Source organism: Rubripirellula lacrimiformis, from assembly GCF_007741535.1.
Classification (GTDB): domain Bacteria; phylum Planctomycetota; class Planctomycetia; order Pirellulales; family Pirellulaceae; genus Rubripirellula; species Rubripirellula lacrimiformis.
Genome location: NZ_CP036525.1, coordinates 2,707,179 through 2,724,492 on the forward strand (window position 1 = coordinate 2,707,179; position 17,314 = coordinate 2,724,492).

The window sequence follows — 17,314 nt, forward strand, 5'->3', positions numbered from 1 at the left end:
GCCAAACCCAAGCAAAGGATACCAGCAATCCAGGCCGGGGGCGGCATCGCAACCGCATCGCTGGTCAGATTCGATCATTGACGACGCTGTTTGGGCCCTCGCCGGTCGGGGGGCCATCGTCTGGTAAAACGTCCGATTCCAGATCCTGGTCGCCCTCTGCTTCCTCGAGGCTCTCATGCACCTCGGCGCCGGCGGTCCAATAGAACACCGTTCCGATGATCGCCATCACCACTTTGACGATTTCAAAGACCAACGCGACCAGCGTTCCCGAGGCTTCGGTGGGGACGGCCGGGACGCTGCGGTACAGCGTTTCGGTCACAAATTCTAATACCCCGATCCCGGCCGGGGTGATCGGCAACGCCGACGCCAACATGCCGATCGGGACGATCACGAAGTGTTCGGCCAACGTCGGCGGATCGGGATACATCCCGCGTGCGACCAAGTACATGCTGATCACCAACAATCCCTGCACACCGATGCTCATCAAAATCGATGAACCAAACGCAAACGGATGAGCGTGAAACATTCGCAGCGGCGGGCCCACGGTCCGAATGATGCCGCCGATCAGCGGCAAATCACTGCCCCAGCCGATCAGCCGATCCACCCCGCGGCCACCCATCACCAGGATCGCTAAGACCGTCGATCCGACAACGATCAATACGGCTGTCGCGGTTTTGATCTTGTCCATGTCCAGTGCCGAATCCACGGAAGCCGGTGGCGCCGAAACCATCAACCCCGCAGCGACCAACAACAGCAGCCCGTACAGTCCAGCACCGCGGTCGACGAACACCGAAGCCACCGCAGCAATTCGCTTGCCGGGACGTCGTTTGGCCAGAAAAACGGCTTTGAATACATCGCCGCCCACCGAACCGGCGGATACGAACGAAAGCAAGAATCCGATCGATCCCAGCCGGAACGCTTCCAACATCGACAATTCGATCCCCTGGCAGCGAACCAGCACACACCAGCGAACGAAGGACAGCATCATCGCGGCCAGCGATACGACCAGGGCCGCAGCCAGCAAACCGTAGTTCTTGGGTTGGGACGATAGCTGTTCCCACTGTTCTGGTTCGATCCTCCAGATCAAAAATCCAATGATTGCCGCCGGGAAGGCAAACTTGGCGAGCACGACGAGAGCGGTTTTGGCGGTGGGATGCATCGTGAAAAGGATAGTTGTCGACGAAACGGCATCCAAGCGGCCAACCGAACAAAAAGTGTCGTTCGCGGATTCCCACCGCCGCCGCTACCGCGCTAAGAATCTTGCGGGAAAAACGTGTCCGAGTCCCTTTTGCCGCGTTCCCGGCCCTTGGGGTGGTTTGCACAAAAGTTGAAACGCGCCGCCTGGATGGGCACACGGCTAAACGACCATGAAGCGGACCGGAGCGATTTTTTCGGCCTACCGTCGACCCCCGTCGGTTTGATACAGGTCGGATTCTGGATGACTTCTTTTGGTTCCGTCGACACTCACAGCCCTCTTTGCCTGCCGTGCCCACTCGTCTGACACGTTACGTGCTGCTGGAGATTCTGAAGATATTCTTCGTTTCTTTGATCGCGCTGACGATGTTGATCCTGCTGATCGGCGTAGGGCGAGAATTGATTCGTCGTGGTTTGGGGATCATGGCGGTGGTCCAGCTGCTGCCGTTCGTTTTGCCCATCTCGTTGCAGTTTGCATTTCCGGCAACCGCACTGTTTTCGGTCTGCTGTGTCTATGGACGGATGGCGGCCGATGGCGAAGTGGCGACCGTCAAGTCGTCGGGGATTTCGCCGCTGAAACTGTTGCAGCCCGCGTTCATTTTTGCTGCTTTGCTTAGCCCCGTTGCCGTCTATGTCTCCGACTTAGCGGTTTCTTGGGGGCGGCCGGGCGTGAACCGAGTGGTGATGCTATCGATCGTGGACATCGCCTATCGCGTCTTGGAATCCGAGCATTCATACACATCCGAGCAGGGGTTTTCGATCAGTGTCCGCGAAGTCGACGGACGGACGTTGGTGCGACCGCGGGTCACCGTTCACAACAGCGGCAATTCAGGGCCGATGATTTTGACGGCCACCACGGGCGAATTGAGTCTGGATCCCGAGTCCGAGATGCTGCTGTTGAAGGTTGTCGACAGCCAGTTCCAAGGCGGCAGTTCGTTCCAGTCGCTGGTGCCCGGCGAGAATGAGTTTCGGATTCCGCTGTCCGACGCGATGAGCAAGAAAGACATCAGCGACCAGAGTCCAAGTGAACTGCCGTTGCGGCTGATCAGCAGTGAACGGATTCGCCAGGACAGCCGATCGCACGAGACCGTCGGCAAGATGGCCGCCCACACTGGTTTTTCGATCCTGGCGTCGCGAACCGAAGAAATCGCCGGTGGCGAAGGCCAATCGCTGACCCATTCGCTCTCTCGCAGCAAACGGCGGTTGGTCCGACTGCAGACCGAACCATGGCGACGATGGGCGTGGGGATTCAGTTGCTTTTTCTTTGTCGTCGTGGGAGCACCGCTCGCCATGATCGCCAAGACCAGTGACTACTGGACCACGTTTGGACTGTGCTTTCTGCCCACGTTGATCGTCTACTACCCGCTATTCATCTTTGGATTGGAACAGGCCAAAGACGGCACCGTTCCGCCCTATGGGGTTTGGTTGGGCAACGGAATCCTGGCGATGATCGGGATGGGATTGATCGCCCGAGTCCGCCGGTATTGATCGATCCGACCCGCTGACGATCTTGCTTGTCGACCTGGTCACCGATTGTGAAAGAATGTCGCCGGAATCGTCGGCCATCACGCCACCCCGATCGGGAATTGGCCGCCAGCGGCCAACGGATTTCGTGAGCCGCGATGCGTGAGAAAACGTCCGGCTTACGGCAGCCTCGGAGAGGCGAGAGCATGCTGCGGTGTGGGCGAGCCCCACGGATTCAGCGTTACCACCGCCCCCTCACCCCAACCCTCTCCCCCTGGATAATCGAAGCTCCACTTCGATCATCCAGGGGGAGAGGGGGCAAAAAAACAACCAACCGCAGTGTCGCCCCACCTCTTTTTTTCCCCTCTCATTTCGCCCCCTCACCCCATCCCTCTCCCCCTGGATCATCGAAGCTGCACTTCGATGATCCAGGGGGAGAGGGGGCAAAAAAACCAACCGCAGTGTCGTCCCACCTCATTTTTCCCCCTCTCATTTCGCCCCCTCACCCCATCCCTCTCCCCCTGGATCATCGAAGCTCCACTTCGAATATCCAGGGGGAGAGGGGGCAAAAAAACAACCGCAGTGTCGCCCCACCTCTTTTTTTCCCCTCTCATTTTGCCCCCTCTCCCCCGCGTTGAACGCGAGTTCCGCTCGCGTTCAACGTGGGGGAGAGGGTTGGGGTGAGGGGGCCCGACCTTCGCCGCTCCGCGACCTTCGCCGGACGTTGTCGTGAGCGGTCGGGAATCCCGCGTTGCGCTGTTGCCCGTGGCATCAAGGCCAGCGGCTCACCATTGCCGTTGGATGTTCGACCAAATCAACAGAACACTAGCCCGCGGTTCTTGGGTGACGAAACCGAGGCTAGCGCCTAAACGCTAGCGCTGCGAAGCATTTCGTAGCGGAAGTCGTCAAGACTTTCGGTGATCTCACATCCGAGGCCGAAACTCTTGACGAGTTCCGCTACGAAAAAACGCCCCTAGCATGGGGAATGAATGCTTCACAGCGTTCGCCTAAACGGCTCACTACATCAACAGGCGGCTAGTGCTTCGTTCTAGTTTTTCAGAGCCATGATCACGTCGTCGGGTTCGGCGCGACTTCGATAGTCGACGTTGACGTATCGCCAGATCACCACGCCGTCGGCGGAAAGCACGAAAGTTGCCGGAATGGGCAGCACCGCAGCGTTGCCGTTGTTGATTTGTGCCAGATCAAGGCCACGGTCTTTTCGCATATGATCCAGGATCAGTTCGGGCACCTGCCATGCAACGCCAAACTGTGCGGCCACGCGAGCATCCTGGTCGGACAAGACAGGGAATTCCAGTTCGGCTTTTTCAATCATGCTTAAAGACTGTTCGGGAACTTGGGGGCTGATCGCCACCAGCTCGGCACCGAGTGCATGGATCTCGGACAGCCGCGTTTGCATCGCGCGCAATTGCAGGTTGCAATAGGGGCACCATCCGCCGCGATAGAACATCAACACCACTGGCCCTCGCCGCAGCAGTCCGGATAACTTCGTCGGATCTCCGTTGGAATTGGGCAGTTCGAAATCAGGTGCACGCTGCCCGACTGCGATTGCTTGGCCGCCTTGTTTGAATTGCGTTGCTTGAACCATCAATTCATCGATCCGATCCATGAATTCAGGTTTGGCTTGCCGCGTCTTTTCGATCTGGGCCTGGGTTTGCTGTTGAAGGCTTGTCACGGGAACTCTCCGATATTGTTTGGCAATCTCTGAATTTGGATTCGAAACGGCACTGGGACAGAAGTCCACCGTTGCCCAATAGTGACCAGGTCAGTGGGGGCGTTGCCCAAATGAGCGCAGTCCAAGGCATGCCTGACCCGCGCGGTCAGAGGATGATTGAGGCGAGTTTTGCGGTCGGTTGAGGACGTCAATCCACCGTTACAGGGGGGCTGCAACCACATTCTTGATTGCAGCATCCAGATCCGGCCCGCTGACCGGTTTGGTGAGGAAGGCCTGGATGAACTCAGAATCCTGTTCGGTGGGCCTTTCGCGTGCCGAGACGACGATGATCGGAATCGTCTGCGTCTGCCGAATCTGCTTGGCAGCGTCCAAACCGGACAACTCGGGCATGCGAATGTCGGTAATCACGACATCGGGCAATTCCGTCCGGCATAGTTCGACCAGTTCTGCACCGCTGGCCGCTTCGCCAACAACATTGCAGCCGAGTTTCCCCAACAGACGGCGGAAACCATCTCGAATATCAAGTTCATCATCAGCGATTACGATTCGAAGACGTCCTGTCATGTTGGCTTTCGTGGCAACTCAATGATGAATTCGGCACCAATGATCGATTCGTCTCGGATCTTGATAGTACCTTGATGCGCTTCGACGAACCTACGGGCAATTGCCATGCCAAGACCGGTGCCTTTGACCTTTGTCGTATGGAAAGCTTCGAAAACCTTCCCGCGAATCTCCTCGGGCAATCCGGGCCCATTGTCGCGAACGCTGATTCGCAGGTGGGGCGATGAAACGTCGTACAGATTTTGGCTCTGTACGGTTTCGCAGGACACGGTGATCTGGAGCGGATCTTTGCCGGCCGCCAGCGAGTTTTCGAACAGGTTTCGAAACACCTGCTCGATTCGGAACGCGTCGATTGGGCAGGTCAGATCGACATCCGCAATCTCTTCGACCAGTTGGGCATTGCGATCTTTCCTGGAAACCTGCAGGTTCGACCATGCTTGACGCCAAATTTCCGCGATATTGCACGTGGTGATGTTCAGCTGAATGGGACCGGCAAAACTGCGGAGTTCGTCGTGCAATTGCTGTAGGTCAGCTTTGGCCCGGCTGATTCGATCCAGGTCGTCGCGGGACTCGTTCTCTGGTTTGATTTCGTACTGCAGCATGTCCACGCCGACTTGGATTCGCTGAAGCGCGTTGCGGCTTTCGTGTGCGATCGCCGAGATCATCTGGCCCATCGCGGCTAGCCGCTCGGCCTGAACCAATTTAACTTGGCTGGCGGCAAGCTCAGCTTCGGCGGCCTTCCGATCGGTGATATCGCGAATCAGTCCCAGAAAACCGATCGCTTGGCCGTCATCGTCGCGAACAACGGTGCCAACCAGTTCCCCGAAAAACGTCTCGCCCGACTTTCGCCGCCACAGGATTTCGGATGCCTCCAGGTTATCGCTGTGTTTACCACTGAACCTCACCTTTAAATTAAGGATGTAGTCTTCTCGGTTCGCGTACAGGCGTTCCGTTTTTTTCCCCAGCATCTCTTCGATGGTGTAGCCGAACAGTTCAGTGGCACCGCGATTGAAATGAGTGATTCGTCGATCAAGTGTCGTTGAAATCAACGCATCGGGCACGCTACGGATGATCGTTTTGAACATGGCGCGTTCATGTTCGACTTGGAACTGATAGCGAACGCGTTGGATCGCCAGTGCGGCCAGGCTGGCGCCATTGGACACAAACGCCAATTCGTGTTCGTTGGGCGCACGCGGGCTCCGGTAGTACATCGCAAACGTGCCCAGCACTTCGCCGCTTGCACTGATGATCGGTTCGGACCAGCAAGCGTGTAGATTGGCTCGCTGGGCCAACTGGCGAACGTCTTTCCATAGCGGGTCGGTGGATATGTCTTTGACGATGACCCGCTTTCCGGTGAACGCAGCCGTCCCGCAGGAACCCACGCTTGGCCCAGGCCGCAGGCCATCGACCGCTTTACAGTAAAATTCGGGTAGCTGTCGGGATGCACCGTTTTCCAGGCAACCGGTTTGTTGATTGATCAACAATACCGACGCGATCATGTCAGGACGTGATTCTTCAGACACTTCGACCAGCGTTTGAAGCACTTCGTCTAGCGATGCCCCCTCGGCCAATCGCTTCAATACACGTGTTTGGCAGCGCAAATCGCTCTCCAACATCGCTTGGATTTTGCTCATTTCGGGTTCCATGTCGTTTGAGATCGATCCAAAGCGTACTGACTTTTGATATTGGCGACTGGCAGTCTGACTGTGCGACCTGCATTCTCGTACAATAACGTTCTAACCGCCCGAGAACTGTTTCGACCCCCGCGAATTTGGCCATGGCCGATAAAACTTTAGACCTTTTGTTTGTCGAGGACGATCCAGACTTTGTGGCTGGCTGCATTCGTTGGTTTCAACGCAATGGCCATTCGGTCACCCATACGACCAGCGGCCAGGATGGAATTGACCAGTGTGTCAAACATGACTTTGACGTCGCCGTGCTGGATTGGAATTTGCCGGGGCTCAGCGGACTGGAACTGGTCCAACGCATGCGGGACATGAATCCCGAGACTGAAATCATCGTGCTGACCGGCGAAGCGACGATTGAAAATGCTGTCGAGTCCATGCGCCAGGGTGTGTTCGACTTTTTGTCGAAACCATTTCCGATGGGCGAACTGGAAACCCGCTGCCTAAGGGCATTGGAGCGCAGAAGTTTGCGGAGAGAGAACGCGCTGCTGCGGGAAGTCATCGATCGGGCCATCCGACCGCAAACCCAAATGATTGGTCAGTCCGAACAAATCGCCAAGGTGTTCCGCTTGGTCGATCGCGTGGCCCCGACCGATAGCCCCGTTCTGATCGAAGGCGAAAGCGGGACGGGGAAAGAATTGGTGGCCCGGGCGATTCATTTAGGGAACGCTCGCGCCGGCCGCCCCATGGTCACGGTGAACTGCGCGGCTCTTCCTGAACAGTTGGTCGAAAGCGAGTTGTTTGGGCACGAAAAAGGATCCTTCACCGGCGCGACTGCCGCCAAGCCCGGTTTGTTCGAAGTCGCCAACGGCAGCACCCTGTTTATCGATGAAATCGGCGAATTGCCACTCGCCCTTCAGCCCAAGTTGTTGCGGGTATTAGAAGATGGTTCCTTGCGACGAGTCGGATCCGAGAAAGAACGTCATGTGGATGTGCGGATCGTCGCGGCGACCAATCGAAACTTGAAACAAGAAGTCGAAGAAGGCCGTTTCCGCGAAGATCTGTATTATCGGATCAATGTGCTGACCATCGGTTTGCCGCCACTACGCGAACGAAGCGGCGACATCTCGTTGCTGGTCAACCATTTCTTGGGCAAAGGGTACGAACTCGATGACGATGCCCGGTCTGCTCTTGAATCCTATCACTGGCCCGGCAACATTCGGCAACTGATCAACGTCATCAAACGAGCCAAAATCCTTGCCGATGACGTGATCACGATGGACGACCTGCCCGAGGAATTGGATGTTCCCACGTCGGCCAGTTCAACCGAATCGGTGGACGTCGAAGGATCTCTGATCTCGCTACAACGGGATCACATCCATGAAGTCCTGGGGCAAGTCAGCGGCAATAAGTCGGCTGCTGCACGTATCTTAGGGGTGGAGCGTCGCAAGCTGTACCGAATGATGAAGCAGCACGGAATCGAAACCTGATCGGGCCGCCGACGCAGCCGCTTTCTCTCTTTCACCCCGTTTCTACGTCTGATTGTCCGCTTAGTGACAACTGTGTTCGCGAAGGTGCCCACATCTGGGCACCGCGGCGGCACCACTCCGTTGGGATGTCCCCAGACGTCGCTTTTTCACAGGTTTGTTGTCGTTTTTGCGAATTGGCACACCAGTTGCTATACGTATGCTCAGAAGCCAACGGGTGAGCTGGGAGTGACTTAACGAGACGGGGCATGGTCAAGTTGACTGTCCTGCCAGATTCACATCGAAGCAAATTCAAAGTGGATGTTCCAGGGGCAAACTTGAACCTCATCTTGTTGGCTGAATACTAATCACTGCTGCACGGGAAGCGACGCTTTGACGTACAGCGAGACTTAGAAATGCATTGTTCTAGACGCTCGGCCGCATTCGCGACCAGTGATCATGGGGCAGCGGATTTTAGGTCATCGCGACGCATCCTAAAAAGCAATCACCCTCGGGATACTTCGAAGGGCCAGCCGACAACTCTTTCTGAATTGCTCCGCAATTGCGGTGGGTAGAGTTGCGTCGGAACCTCCTGCGAATCACCTGAAAACTGGATGGTCGACAACTCTATCGGTTGTTGAACTACACAGTCGGGATCTGCATGATCGTACTAGAAATCATCATCAGCGGCGCATTCTTGTACGCCGGGGTGAGCAAACTATGGGGCGCCCCTTCACTGGCGGATCAGTTCGATGACTTTCGACTTCCCCGATTCATGATGTACGTGATCGGAAGTCTTGAAATTATCGGCTCGATTGGTTTGTTTGTGGAACCTTTGACTTTATGGGCCGCGGTGGGCCTCGCTGCTTTGATGGCTTTGGCAGTTGCCAGCCACATCAAGGCAAGGCACACGTTTGATAAAATTGCACCATCACTGTCTTTGATGATCCTCGCCACCATGCTTGCCGCGATCATCTATCGCTAGAACGCGAAGTCGGCACACATCGGAATGTGTCGCATCGAAAGCTTGTATCAGTCTTGATCTGCGATGCAGATAATCTCTCGACTGGTGCGTTGATACAGACGTCCGTTGGCGGCCGCGAAAGGGCTTAGCGTCCACGTTTTGCCCGCTTCACCGAGGTCGTTGACTGCGACCAGCGAACGTTCATCAAATCGCTCGGTCGTCGCGTCGACCACGTAGACCGTTCCCAATACGGTTGAAAAGTAGATGTGGTTGTTGACGACGATTGGTGTGGCTGCGGAAATGTGTCCGAACCCGTGACCAAGCCGACGCTGATCCCCTTTGACAGAAAATCCAGATCCCGTGTCATCGCCGGATCGAAATTCTCGCCACGATGGTTTCCGCTTGCCGTCTTCGATCACGATCTGAACGGGCACCTGCAGATAGCTGACTTCGTCCGTTTCGATATCGATGCGACCCAAGATGCCCGGCTGACCGCCCATGAAAAAGTGGTACTTGCCGACGCCGATGTTGGTGCGGTGGGTCAACAGATGCTGCGACTTCAGAATCGAAGCAGCCGGTCGCTGTTGATAGCGGCCACTGGCTTCGTCAAACATGGAAACGTTGCCGACGTCGCGGATACGAATTTGCTTGATCGTCGCGCCCGTTGCCAGATCCAAGACGAAAAAGTCTTTCTTGTCGAAACAATAGGCGTGCTTTTCGTCGATGAAGTGCGTCCCTTCGAAATACAGACCGGGCCGTTCCCAGATCAGGTCGTGCGTGGGGTTCAGACGAGTCAGCCCGATGCCATAGGGTTTTTCAGGCGGGCTGTGACCACCACCTTTGGCGTGCAGCAAAACGGGCTCGCCATTCAGGGTTCCCAAGGCGCCTTTGCTGTGAACGCTGATGCCTTCGGGTAACACCGCCGTGGGCTGGCCGGTGAACGCGTCGAAGCATCGCACATGCATCCACGGCCATCCGGTCTTGCTGTTCTTGTCGTAGTCCGTTGCTGTTTGCGGGCGCCGCATCGGATCGCTCGCGTCACGCATCATGGCGTAATACAGGTTGCCGCCGTGCAGCAGTGGTTGGAACTGTTTCGCCGAGTGCTTCGTACGAACTTCGAATTCCTTGCCCCACACTCGCTGGCCGTCGAACGTGTGACATGCCATGAAGCCGCCCGCGTTGACGAACCAAACATGTTTGCCATCGGTCACCGGCGTCGGGGTCGTCGAATCGGTGAAGGTGCCGTTGACCTGGTTAGGCCGACGTCCCGGCAGATCACAGCTCCATAAGATCGCCCCCGAATCCGCCGACAGACAGTATCCCCGGGTTTCGGACACCGATGTACCATCGGGGCCCTGGTCCCCGTCGGTCAATGTTCGAAAGCAGGTCAGGAATAACTTGTCGCCTGCGATCGCGATGCCGCTGTGACCGGTTTCCGGCAGAGGCATTCTCCAGCGAATGTTGTCATCGTTGGCAACGCTCCACGATTTCGGGTAGGGATCATCCGAGGTCAGATGATAATTTTGATTGGGGCCACGGTGTTCGGGCCATTGATCTTGGGCTACCGCTGCGGAGACGAAAGCGGCGGCAAGCACGACAAACGCCAAGGATGTGCGAGGTGTCACTTTCGTGTCTGCCTGTGTTGAAAGGGGGGGCGATCTGTCGGCGCAGAACGTCTGCATCCGACGGCCCTCTCTTAAAATACACCAACGGGCCCCCGATTTCGGTCCGCTTCATACCATCGGCATCCATCAGGGCCAGAGCAGTTCGTTTGATCCCCGTGTTCGCACCGAAATAGGGGCCCACATTGGAACCAAATCGCAGACACGTCGCCGATCGCCATCCAACTTCTCTGGCCCAACAGGATTGCCGTTACGATACCTCGACCACTCGGTCGCCTAGAACATCCAACTTGGGAACCACACCCAATCCGGGGGCGTCGCTTGTCTTCATGAAACCGTTCTCACGCTGGGGCGCCCCATCGGCGGTGCTGACCGTGACGTAGCTGTTGAAGTCCGTGCTTGTGAATCGCAGCGGTTCCGGTGTGCTGTGAGCCAGGTGAGCGATGGCGGCTGTCGTGACATCACCGCCCCAACTGTCTTCAAGCGTCATTGCGATTCCCATCGAAACGCAAAGATCGCGAGCTTGTGCGGCTTTGGTCAATCCGCCCAGTTTGCTGATCTTTAGGTTCACGACATCCATCGCGAGGTCGCCTTTGGCTCGCAGCAGCATGTCCAAGCAATCGATGTTTTCATCCAGCACGAACGGATGGTTGGTGTTGCGTCGAATGGCCAGGCATTCTTCGTAGCTGAGGCAAGGTTGTTCGATGTAGACGTCTAGGTCTGCAACGGCTCGGACCACTCGTTGGGCCTCGTGCTGAGTCCATCCGGTGTTGGCATCGGCAACCAAACGCTCTTTGTCCGAGAGGACGGCGCGGGTCGCTCGAATGCGTTGGATGTCCGTGTCGGGATCGCCACCCACTTTCAATTGAAAACGCGTGTACCCTTCGTCGCGGTAGCCCGCTAGGTTGCTGGCCATTTCGTCCGGTGCCGCCTGCGAAATCGCGCGGTAGAGCCGTACGGATTCGCCAAAACGTCCTCCCATCAAAACGCATACCGGCAGTCCACTGACTTTGCCCAGGATGTCCCAGCAGGCAATGTCGATCCCTGATTTGACGTAGGGGTGGCCCTTTAACGCCGCGTCCATTCGCAAGTTCAGAACCGACAATTGACGTGGGTCCATGCCGATCAGATGCGGAGCAAGTTCACGCATCCCAGCTCGGACGCCCTCGGCGTAGGCGGGCAGGTAAAACGGTCCCAGTGGACAGACTTCGCCATAGCCAATCAGACCGCATTCGGTTTCAACGCCCACAACCGTGCTGTCGAAAACAGAAACGGATTTGCCGCCGGACCAGTGGTAGGATCCTTCTTTAAGAGGCAGTTCGACACGATATGCAAAGATGCGAGCAATCTTCATGACGGGTAGTCTCGTGAATGTTAGGGTTTTTGTATCATCGACCGCAGTTCCCAATCAGTGTAAGAAGCCAAGCGGATCGTTTCTTGGTTCAGAAACAGCCGATTCGATGAATCCGCGCATAGCCCCCCCACACGTATCGATTTGAAATGGCGTTATCCAAGATCGACGTATCGCTGATGGGCGATCTGTTCGACCACGCCCCCGATGTCGCGTTCTTTGTAAAAGACGTCGATGGTTGCTACGTCGCAGTGAATCACTCGCTGGTCAAGCGTCACGGATTCAACGACAAGGCCGACGTGATCGGCAAGCGTCCCGATGACATTTGTTTCGGCGACTTCGGCCGGTTGCCCTGCGAACAAGACGATCGCGTCCTGCGAACCGGCCGACCATTGCTGGAACAATTGGAAATGCAGTGGTACCGTCCGAACGATCCCGTGTGGTGCATGACCACCAAGCTGCCGATTCGCGATGCGACCAATCGGGTGACCGGCTTGGTAGGGTTTTCCCGAGATGTTCGGGTGCCAGTTCAGCGAGACGAAATTCCACGGAAGTTCGCCGAAGCACTCAATGAGTTCGAACTGGGCCTGTTCGAAACGGTTACGCCCGCTTGGTTGGCGGAACGCAGCGAGATGACGTCTCAGCAACTGACGCGGTTGACCAAACGCGTGCTAGGACTGACGCCCAGCCAATTGATCACCAAGACGCGTGTCGCAACAGCGTCCCGGTTGCTACGAGAAACGGACAAATCTGTGGCGACGATTGCCCTGGATTGTGGATTCTATGATCACAGCGCGTTCACCCGCGCGTTCCGCACCGCCACCGGCGTCACGCCCATCCAATTCCGCAAGCAATAGACGTTGATAAACGGACAGTTGATTGAGTCGAACTTTCAACGGCAATGGTGAGCCGCTGGCCGTAAGGCCACGGGCAATTCCCGGCCGCTTACGAGCGGCCTCGGAGAGGCAAAGGTCGCGCCCCCTCACCCCAGCCCTCTCCCCCACGTTGAACGCGAGCGGAACTCGCGTTCAACGCGGGGGAGAGGGGGCTAAAAAGTGTGGCGGTGGTTGAGGCGGTTGGATTTTGCGTTGGACTTTTTTTGCCCCCTCTCCCCCTGGATTATCGAAGTGGAGCTTCGATTATCCAGGGGGAGAGGGTTGGGGTGAGGGGGCGGTGGTAACGCTGAATCCGTGGGGCCCGCCCACACCGCAGCATGCTTTCGCCTCTTCCGAGACTGCCGTAATCCGGACGCTCTCTGACGCTTCGCGGCTCACTCAATCGACCGGCCGCAAACGCCTTATCGGTCACTGGAATCGATTCACACCCCCAGCATGTCGCTCGTTTGTCTTCAGAGGGCCTTGGGAATTCCCCGGGCGCTAGTCATCGGAACTGGCTTCGGCAACGACTGGTCGGCTTGGCGTGCGGTATAGAAACGCGTCGGAAGTCAGCAGCGAAACCAACAGTGCATTCATGCTGCCGCCGCTATCTCGGTAAGCCCGGTGAGCTTCCTGTAAAACGGGAGCGTCGTTCAGGGTTTCGTTGCGGCCCATCCAGAATCGGAAGGCGTGGCGGACGAAGACTTGTTCGACGCGTTCGCTTTGGGCCAGTCGTTGGATCAGATCGATGGCGTTTGTGACTTTGCCGTCCAACGCCGGATCACCCGAGTCGATGATTTCCCCCGATGTATCGACTGGTTTGCCTTGTTCGATTTCTCGGTACAGACCAGCGTGGTTGTACATTTCGAACGGCAAACCAAGTGGATCCATCTTTTGGTGGCAGGTCCAGCAATAGTCTTCCCGAGTGACCCGCATCCGTTCACGCAGTGTGCTCTTGGGTTCGTCCGGCAGCATTGCGTCGACGGTAATCGGCACATCGGGAATACCGCCACCGAGCAGTCGTTCGTGGATCCAACGACCGCGGCGGATGGCGTGATTGTCCATGGCGTCGGAATGGGACACCAGCCAACTGGGGTGGGTCAGGATGCCCATGCGTTGGCCTTCGGGAGCGGTCGTCAGCATCCGTTCCGGTTTCATCGATCCTCTGCCGAAGCTGCGCCGACTCACTCGTGCAAAGATTTCGGGACCGGCAAGATGTGCTTGGTCGACGTTATGATTGACCGTCGACCGTTTCTTTTTCGTTTCCGGCGGTTCTTTCCCGGGATTGGCCAGTTTCCAGGCCTCCAGTTCGGCGGCTGCCTTCTTTGCCGCGGCGGCCAGTACCTTCTTTTCGGCGGCAACAGACGCTGCGATTTCTTCGGGGGTACGTTTGCTGCCGAAATAGACGCGATCGGTCGGGGTGGCCACGACCTTGTCGGTGGTCAGCAGTTGTTTCAGGACATCTTGGTCCTGTTGCAGAATCAGTTCAATTAGCCGGTCGGTGCTGGCTGCGGCATCGAACATCGCATTGTAGTGAGCCTGTCCGCGATTGCTGGCCCCGGTCTCGGCAAGCGCTTTCAAATCTTTGCAGATGTAACCGGCCAAGTCGTAATCGAAGTAGTCCCGAAAGAAACGCAAGATCCGAGGCTTTCGAATGCTGTCGTCGGCCAAGATTCGCTCGACTTCCCTTTTCACGTCGGCCCTGGTGCGCATGCGGCCTTGGGTCACAGCACTGCGCAGCTGTTCGTCCGGTCGGATGTATCGCAGCGCATGATTGACCGCCATGCCCAGTTCCCAGTCCTGCAGCATGACGCGGCCGTAGGAATCCGGGGTGCCCTCGTTGGCCAGTTCCGGTCGGAACAGTGCGTCGCGATCCAAGAAGATCGATGACAGTCCCAACACCACACCGTCCCGCTTGCCGATCTTTTCGATCGATTGTTTGACGATTTCTACGTACGCGTCCGATTCGTTCGGTTCAGGAGGCCGAAACGTCAATGCTTCGAACAAATAGTCGACCGCGTTTCGCAGTCCCTGGTCCGTGACGCCGTCTTGCGACATCAGGTCGTAGACAGGAGTCAGAGGCCGGACCACTTCGGTGCTGTACACCAAGCTGGTCGGCAGCCCACGAAGGTCGCCTTTCATTTTGTCCGCGATCGACTTGGGATCGTCGGTGATCTGATAAGGCTGGGCGATGCTTAGCGGACCTTCGGCCATGTATCGAAGGATGTCGCTGGCAACACCCATGATCTGGGTCGCTTCGGCGCTGTTGACGGTATAGAAATCGGGATAGTTTTCCAGTCCGTGATTTCGCGCCGACGATAGGACCGCAGGCACGCTTTTGACCGAAGTGGCATAGGCAACCGTTCCCCCTTGCCACTGGATGATGCGATCGGTGCCGAAGTACAGTTTCAGTTCGCCGCCGTGGTTGGTGGGGACGACGTCCCCGTGAGTGCGCAGGCCCGGTTTTTCTGGATCAAAATCGGGCTCTGTGTTGATCAGCTCGTTCAGCCGGGTGATGTGTTCTTGTGGGGTCACCCGCCAAATGCGTGCAGGTGACGATGTCGGTTCTAGTTGGATGCCATCGGGTAGCGAACCGAAGATCAATTCGTGATCGACGAAGTTGCCTTTGTCGGGATCCAGGTGCGCATGGAAGCCACCCTTGTCGCGCATGACCCGCGACAGCTCACTGACAATCCCATCGGAAAACTGCAGACGGTGCACGACCTCGGGCTGCGTCATATCGGGAGGCGGCATCTGTTGGATCGTGACCTGCGCCCAGACGCTGCGCCAGGTACTAGCGTTGATCTCGTCGACCGCGCCCAGACCTTCCAGCGAAAGATCGCCTTCGGGGTCCGTTTCGCCATGGCAATCGATGCAGTAGTCGGTCAGGAACGATTCCGCAAAACGATCGAAGTCCTGTGGGAACGCTTGCCCCGGCGTGTAGGTTTCGGCATGTGCGGTGGGCAGCAGCCCCAAACACTGAACCATGAACAAACCGGCGATCCGTAGGATAGGCTTCCAGCCTGTCGCTTCCGATGCATCCGATTGCAGGCTGATCCCGCCGAATTTCCGATCCCTGGTTTCGCCGGACGAAAGGCGACGCCGGGTCATGCCAACACTTCCTTCAGCGGGCCGGTGCTGTCGTCAAACTTCTTGGCCATCTTTTCGTCCATGTTGAATCGATCGACGTTCTGCCCGGCGGCCCGCAGCAGCGATGTGTACAACGCGTTGATCGGGCGCTTGCCATCCAGTTGTGTGAAGCAACCTGACTGGAAGGCGCCGTCCAAATTGCCCAACAACATGACGGGCCAGTTGGCGCCGTTGGTGTGCTGTTTGTCCGCATTGTTGCTGGTGTAAACGATCAGCGTATTGTCCATCATGGAACCATTCCCTTCCGGAACGCTTTCCAGCGTTTCCATGATCCGGACCAGCATGCGGCTGTTGTATTGGCGGATCTTGATCCAAATCGGATTGTCGGGCTGATCCATGTGGCCAAGGTTGTGTCCTTGTTGGTCGACGCCCAGTCCCTTCCAGGCACCAAAAATTTCGCCGCGGCCAGAGCCGATGGTCAGCGTATTGGTGATCCCCGAGGTCAACGCTGAAATCCCAAGGTCCAGCAGCACGTCGTGCCAATCGGTTTCAAACTTCGGCTTGGTGTATCGCTCGTCGACGGCCGGCGCGAATTTACGCAAGTGATCGGAAACGGTGTCCAGTCGGGTGCGCAGCCCGTTGACGTCCTTGAATCCCTGGACGTATTGGCCGTAACGCTGTTGGTCCGATTCCGGCAGTGACTGTCCCTTCATTGCGGCCAATTTTTCGACCTGACTGAACACACCGGATCGGGCTTCGTGTTGCTGACGAATGTTGCCAGACGAAATGCCACCGTACAGCATCTGGTACAGGTGGTTGGGGTTCGAATGCATGAAGATCGGTTGACCGGCACCGCTGGCCGACAACGTTGCGATCGTCGGCTTGGCTTTCATGTTTTCGATCGAATCCATGCCAATGCAAAGATGCGGCAGAAGCGTCTGCGGCAGAACCTTGCTCAGTTCATAATCAATCGTCGATGCACTGGGCGGCACACCATCGCTGCCGCGATAGCCACCAAGAGCACCAAAGAAAGCACTGTGTGACGGGCTGGTGTGGATGCCGTGCAATCCGTTGATGATGTGCAGTCGTTCTTTGTAAGGTTCCAGTGCGCTGATCGGTTCAGGCAGTTTTACCTTGGCAAGCGAACCGCTGTTTTTCATTCCTTCGGGGATACAGGTCTTCGGATCGAAGCCCTGGTTCTGCATGAAGAAGATGATCCGTTTCGCAGCGCCGTCCGCGGCCGGTGACGCAACGGCGCGTTCGGCAGCAATGGGGACGCCGAACGCGGCACCGGTGCTGGCTGCGATTCCTTGCAACATTCTTCTGCGGCTGAACATCATCGATCTTTCAACGTGTAAACGGTCGATTGTCTGGCGTCGGCTTGTCTGACGAACGGATGGACCCGTACA

The 17,314-nt window shown here is 57.0% G+C and carries 12 protein-coding genes; 4 read left to right on the forward strand and 8 right to left on the reverse strand.

Annotated features, from left to right (window positions below):
* Positions 1–64: 64 nt before the first annotated feature.
* Positions 65–1,159 (reverse strand): lysylphosphatidylglycerol synthase transmembrane domain-containing protein, encoded by a 1,095-nt coding sequence (locus K227x_RS09590; RefSeq protein WP_145169304.1) that lies wholly within the window; start codon positions 1,157–1,159, stop codon positions 65–67.
* 326 nt (positions 1,160–1,485) lie between these two features.
* Between K227x_RS09590 and K227x_RS09595 the strand changes: the two genes are divergently transcribed.
* Positions 1,486–2,682 (forward strand): LptF/LptG family permease, encoded by a 1,197-nt coding sequence (locus K227x_RS09595; RefSeq protein WP_145177576.1) that lies wholly within the window; start codon positions 1,486–1,488, stop codon positions 2,680–2,682.
* Positions 2,683–3,706: 1,024 nt separating this feature from the next.
* On the opposite strand, the gene K227x_RS09600 is transcribed toward K227x_RS09595, so the two are convergent.
* The 3 genes from K227x_RS09600 to K227x_RS09610 form a co-directional block, all read right to left on the reverse strand.
* Positions 3,707–4,351, reverse strand: coding sequence for a peroxiredoxin-like family protein (locus K227x_RS09600; protein WP_145169305.1), 645 nt, complete (start codon positions 4,349–4,351; stop codon positions 3,707–3,709).
* 198 nt (positions 4,352–4,549) lie between these two features.
* Positions 4,550–4,915: a response regulator gene (locus K227x_RS09605; protein WP_145169306.1), complete on the reverse strand. Its 366-nt coding sequence runs from the start codon at positions 4,913–4,915 to the stop codon at positions 4,550–4,552.
* Positions 4,912–6,546, reverse strand: coding sequence for a PAS domain S-box protein (locus tag K227x_RS09610; protein WP_145169307.1), 1,635 nt, complete (start codon positions 6,544–6,546; stop codon positions 4,912–4,914). Before K227x_RS09610 ends, K227x_RS09605 begins: the two co-directional genes overlap by 4 nt.
* A 143-nt stretch (positions 6,547–6,689) precedes the next feature.
* Between K227x_RS09610 and K227x_RS09615 the strand changes: the two genes are divergently transcribed.
* Both K227x_RS09615 and K227x_RS09620 read left to right on the forward strand, forming a co-directional pair.
* Positions 6,690–8,027 (forward strand): sigma-54-dependent transcriptional regulator, encoded by a 1,338-nt coding sequence (locus tag K227x_RS09615; protein ID WP_145169308.1) that lies wholly within the window; start codon positions 6,690–6,692, stop codon positions 8,025–8,027.
* A gap of 637 nt (positions 8,028–8,664) precedes the next feature.
* Complete coding sequence (locus tag K227x_RS09620; RefSeq protein WP_145169309.1) at positions 8,665–8,988, forward strand: DoxX family protein; 324 nt, start codon at positions 8,665–8,667, stop codon at positions 8,986–8,988.
* A gap of 47 nt (positions 8,989–9,035) precedes the next feature.
* On the opposite strand, the gene K227x_RS09625 is transcribed toward K227x_RS09620, so the two are convergent.
* Entirely contained in the window at positions 9,036–10,592 is a 1,557-nt protein-coding gene (locus tag K227x_RS09625) for an outer membrane protein assembly factor BamB family protein (protein WP_246146702.1), read from the reverse strand.
* Positions 10,593–10,839: 247 nt separating this feature from the next.
* Positions 10,840–11,943 (reverse strand): cis-3-hydroxy-L-proline dehydratase, encoded by a 1,104-nt coding sequence (locus K227x_RS09630; protein WP_145169311.1) that lies wholly within the window; start codon positions 11,941–11,943, stop codon positions 10,840–10,842.
* A gap of 146 nt (positions 11,944–12,089) precedes the next feature.
* Between K227x_RS09630 and K227x_RS09635 the strand changes: the two genes are divergently transcribed.
* Positions 12,090–12,797 carry a helix-turn-helix domain-containing protein gene (locus K227x_RS09635; protein ID WP_145169312.1) on the forward strand — a complete coding sequence of 236 codons (708 nt, stop codon included), beginning with the start codon at positions 12,090–12,092 and terminating at the stop codon, positions 12,795–12,797.
* A gap of 519 nt (positions 12,798–13,316) precedes the next feature.
* Here K227x_RS09635 and K227x_RS09640 read toward each other — a convergent pair.
* Both K227x_RS09640 and K227x_RS09645 read right to left on the reverse strand, forming a co-directional pair.
* A complete protein-coding gene (locus K227x_RS09640; protein ID WP_145177579.1) occupies positions 13,317–15,803 on the reverse strand; it encodes a DUF1588 domain-containing protein in 2,487 nt (828 codons plus the stop codon).
* Positions 15,804–15,922: 119 nt separating this feature from the next.
* On the reverse strand, positions 15,923–17,242 hold the full coding sequence (locus K227x_RS09645; RefSeq protein ID WP_145177582.1) for a DUF1552 domain-containing protein: 1,320 nt from the start codon (positions 17,240–17,242) through the stop codon (positions 15,923–15,925).
* Positions 17,243–17,314: the final 72 nt, after the last annotated feature.